A 4,391-nucleotide genomic window follows, 5' to 3' on the forward strand; every position below is an offset into this window, starting at 1 on the left:
CGCGGCGCCGCTGCGACTCGGCCGTGTAGCCGCGGCGCGCCTCTTGACGGGCGCGCACGATGTCGCCGGTGGCGAGCACCGCGTCGTCGGCCAGCAGCAGCACGCCGACGTGCCACGCATCTCCCCGGTGCTCGATTCGAGGCGCCCGCGCGATGCCGAGGATGCGACGCGGTTCGACGAGTTCGCCGAGAGCCTCACGGGGAGCCGCGCGCAGCCGCTCGCGCGCGGCATCCAGGAGTTCCCTCGCAGTCATGCCACGTCGTCCTGCATCGAGGTGCTCGCGCGCACCTTGTCGCCCCGCAGCGCCATGCCCACGAGCGGGAACACCAGCACCGACAGCATGCCGGTCGCCACGAGCACGGCCTGCTGCGACGATGTCAGGATGCCCTCGTCGACGCCGATCGCCGTCACCGCGACGATGATCGGCAGGCCGGTCGCGCCCAGGAGCGCGATCGAGAACCGCTCGCGGCGCGTGGACCCCTGGGGGGCCGCGAGCATCGACGGCAGGCCGCGCACCACCAGGAGCGCGATCAGGCCCACCGGCAGCAGCAGGAACTGGACCGGGTCTTCGAGCAGGGACTGCAGATCGAACGTGACCCCGGTGTAGATGAAGAACACCGGCACCAGGAAGCCGAACGCGACGCCCTCGATCTTGCTCTCGACCGCCTCGCGGTCGTGCTCGGACGCGTCGCGCATGATGAGGCGCCAGATGATGCCGGCGACGAACGCGCCGAGGAGCATGTCGAGGTCGAGCACGATGCTCAGCGCGATCAGCGAGCACAGGATCAGGAAGACCACGCGGATCGCGAACTGCCCCGAGGTGTGCAGGGTGGAGTTCACGAAGCTGTGCATCGCCCCGCGCGGAAGCGTGAACGCCAGCCAGATCGCGAGTCCGGAGATCGCGATGAAGGCGACGAGCACGATGGTGGCCAGACCCAGCTCTCGTCCGCCAAGGAAGAGCGAGATCGCGATCAGCGGCCCGAACTCGCCCACGGCGCCGATCGCCGAGACCGCCTGACCGAACGGGGTGCGCAGCTCTCCCGAGTCCCGCAGGATCGGCAGCAGCGTGCCCAGGGCGGTCGAGCACAGCGCGACGCCGATCACGACCGCCGCTTCGCCGGGCGCGAGCAGGAACCCCGCCGCCACGCCCACGACGAGGCTGAGGATCCACCCGAGCGACGCCCGCCGGCCCAGTCGCCCGCGGAACGACCCGAACTGGATCTCGGTGCCGGCGACGAAGAACAGCAGCGCCAGCCCGAGCTCCGACAGCATGTCGATGAACGCATGCTCGTGCGCCCAGCCCAGAACCGCGGGACCGATCAGGATGCCGAGCACCAGTTCGAACACCACCACCGGGATGCGCGCCCACCGGCCGAGGCCTCGCGCGAGGAGGGGGGCGAGCACCGCGAGCAGCGGGATCAGCAGGAGCATCAGCGGCTGGGGCTCTTCCACGCGATCAGACTAGCGACGGAGGGCTGCCGCCCCGTCGCGCAGATCGCGCGGAATCAAGGCGCGGTCTCCACCTGCTCAGCCGCGACTCGGTCGAGCCAGCCGAGCATGGTCGGCAGCGCGAGGTATGCCACCGTTCCGTGGTCGGCGAAGGGGATCTCGTGATATGTCACCGCCATGCCGAGGGATGCCTCGTGTCGGGCGAACCGCTCGGTGTCTGCGGGCACGACCAACTCGTCGGCGAGCCCCTGCGCGAGGAAGAGCGGCGCATCGAACGCCTCCGACCCAGCGGAGTTCTCTGCGAAAAGCGTCGCCCATGGTTCGGACGTGGTGGGATCGCGGGTCGTGAAGTCACCGACGAGAGGCGCGCCGATCCGATGCAGCTCCGAGAGGTGCGACAGCAGGCAGAGCTCGTTCATCTCCGGCACCGTCTCGAGCGCCGCGGACGTCAGGATGCCGTCGAGCGGGGCTTCGGCATACACCTGGGCGTACGCGGTGAACGCATACGCTCCGATCGTGACACCCGAGATGTCGTCGAGGTGAGCGCTCATGAGTCCACGAAGATCGGCGGCAGGCGCCGCGGCGGCGACCGCGAGGATCGCGAGCTCCGGCGCGTACCTGCTCGCCCGCTCCGCCGCGAAGAGAGCCGCTTGACCCCCCTGGGAGTGACCCCACAGCACGACCCGATCCGTCGCCCGAGCCTCCGGCACCGCGCGGGCGGCCCGCGCGGCATCGAGGACCGCATTCCCTCCGGTGGCGCCGACGAGGTACGAGTCCACGCCGTCCGTGCCCATGCCGACGTAGTCGGTCGCGACGACCGCGTATCCGCGGTCGAGGAGGAAGCGCAGACCCTCGATGCCGAGGAACGGATCGAAGCCGTACGAGGGAGCGCACTCTCGCGCGGCACCCGTGGTCGGATGGCCCCACGAGACGACCGTGCGACCCCCGGCCGGTGCCGGCGTCAGGGGGACGACGAGCACGCCCGTCGCGACAGCCGGGTCGCCGTGCACGTCGGTCGTCCGGTACATCAGCCGCCATGCCCTGCTGGCGAAGGGTGCGCCGAGCAGAGCGTCGAGCTTCACGAGGGACCCGGGCTCACCCGCTGCGGCGTCGGGCGGCTGCTCGTAGAAGGCATCGATGTCCGGGCGTTCGAGGGCGTTCCCGATCACCCGCCACTCTTCTGCGGCGACGACGCCGCCGAGGACGGCGAGGGTCGCGGCCACGAAGGCGGCGGCGAGCGGGTGCCCCTTCGCGACGAGCCACCGCCACGCAGCAGGCCGCGTTCGATGTGCACGGGAGGGAGTCGGTCGTGTCGGCATCACTGCTGACCGTAGCGCCGACCTGCCGCGCCGTCACCTCCCGGTCTGCTCAGATGCGCATCAAGCCGCCCCGAGGGAGGCGTGAGCTCGACGTCGCGAGCGGGCCGCTGCGCTCACGACGTGAGCGCGGCGTCGCTCACAGACAAACGGGCCCGGCGACCGGGGGCACGGCATCCGTCGGGGAGGCAGGCTGCGCTGCGCCGGACGTGAGTGCGCGCGGCGCTCGGTGCTCGCCGTCCGTGCGGGTCTCGGTTTCGCGGCCGCGGATCACCTGCGTGCCGGTGGCGAGATCGCCGACGGCGTGCCCGCGGATCTCGCCGTGCAGCCGTTCCATGCGCTGGTCGAGCTCGGCGGCCGTCTCTGCGGCGTCCTTGAGGCTCTCGAGCAGCTCGTTCGGCACGCGCGTGGCGTACTTGTAGTAGATCTTGTGCTCGAGGCTCGCCCAGAAATCCATCGCGATCGTGCGGAACTGCACCTCGACGGGCACATCGATGCGTCCCGTCGACAGGAACACGGGCACCTCGATGATCGCGTGCAGACTCTTGTAGCCGTTGGGCTTCGGCGCGGCGATGTAGTCCTTGACCTTGATGACGCGGACGTCGTCCTGCTCGGTGAGCAGGTCGAAGAGGCGGTACACGTCGGCGACGAAGCTGCAGGTGATGCGGACGCCCGCGATGTCGGTGATGCTGCGGCGGATCGACCCGAAGTCGGGATCGATGCCCTTGCGCTGAACCTTCTCGACGAGGCTGTCCGGCGACTTCACGCGGCTCGACACGTGCTCGATCGGGTTGTAGTCGTGCGTGAGCAGGAACTCGTCGCGGAGGATGCCGATCTTCGTTTCGATCTCCTGCAGGCCGAACCGGTACTCCATGAGGAACCGCTGGAGGCCGTCGCGCATCTCGCGGAGCTCGGCGGCCGACACCGTGATCTCGGCATCGTCATCGGGGGTGGTCACGGGCACGAGGGGCGCAGGGGTGGCCATGCCCTCCACGCTAGGCAGACCGGCTACGAGTGTCCTGTGAAGACGGATGCCTCGGCATCCGTCTCCACGGGTTCAGAGGTCATCCAGAGCGCGCTGCGCACGGTCGGCGTCGCGCGCCGCCTCCGTCGACTTCGCGGCGGCGTCGCGGTGCTCCTGCTCGATCGCGGCGAGCTTGTCGTTCGCGGCAGCGGCCTCGTCCTCGAGACGTGCGAGGTCGCGGCGAAGGTCGCCGATGCGCTCGGCGAGATGGTCGGCACGCTCCTGCGCCTTCGCACGGCGATCCTCGATGCGCGCGAGCACACGCTCCGCCTCGTTCGCGAGGCGCTCGGCTTCGCGCGCCGCCTTCTCGGCGGCCTTGCGCGCGCGGCGCTCGGCGAGATCGTCCGGAGGAGGCGGAGTCACCACACCCGGCACCGACCCGCCGACCGCGTCGACCAGCGCCTCAGGCGCGATGTCGCCGGCCTCCAGCGGCTTGACCAGACGCCCCGTCATGACGGCGGCGGCGGCCGCGGCATCCATCACCGCCGCGTTGATCGTCTTCTCGACGTCTTCGCGCGCGGCCGCGCCGACGGCGACCCCGGCATCCTCGGCGAGGTCGACGGCCTGCGTGGCGAGAGCGGCGACGAGCTGCCGGCGCTGGC

The 4,391-nt window shown here is 70.7% G+C and carries 4 protein-coding genes and 1 pseudogene; all 5 read right to left on the reverse strand.

What is annotated here, in order from left to right; genetic code table 11:
* Positions 1-253 (reverse strand): annotated as a pseudogene (locus EIO58_RS13470) (glutaminase); the annotation flags it as partial.
* The gene (locus tag EIO58_RS13475; RefSeq protein ID WP_127819967.1) at positions 250-1,452 is read right to left on the reverse strand and encodes a cation:proton antiporter; all 1,203 of its coding nucleotides are present in this window, start codon (positions 1,450-1,452) and stop codon (positions 250-252) included. The pseudogene EIO58_RS13470 and the gene EIO58_RS13475, both read right to left, overlap by 4 nt.
* Positions 1,453-1,505: 53 nt before the next feature.
* Positions 1,506-2,672, reverse strand: coding sequence for an alpha/beta fold hydrolase (locus tag EIO58_RS13480; RefSeq protein ID WP_240658842.1), 1,167 nt, complete (start codon positions 2,670-2,672; stop codon positions 1,506-1,508).
* Between the two features lie 232 nt (positions 2,673-2,904).
* On the reverse strand, positions 2,905-3,750 hold the full coding sequence (locus EIO58_RS13485; protein ID WP_240658843.1) for a GTP pyrophosphokinase: 846 nt from the start codon (positions 3,748-3,750) through the stop codon (positions 2,905-2,907).
* 72 nt (positions 3,751-3,822) lie between these two features.
* Positions 3,823-4,391: transposase (locus EIO58_RS13490; protein WP_127819969.1), on the reverse strand; the 569-nt coding region annotated here is incomplete at its 5' end.

The organism is Microbacterium sp. CPCC 204701, from assembly GCF_004010105.1.
Classification (GTDB): domain Bacteria; phylum Actinomycetota; class Actinomycetes; order Actinomycetales; family Microbacteriaceae; genus Microbacterium.

Bases quoted from the DNA above. Each gene is read 5' to 3' on its own strand.
- EIO58_RS13485 (WP_240658843.1), bottom strand. From the start codon at position 3,750: ATGGCCACCCCTGCGCCCCTCGTGCCCGTGACCACCCCCGATGACGAT.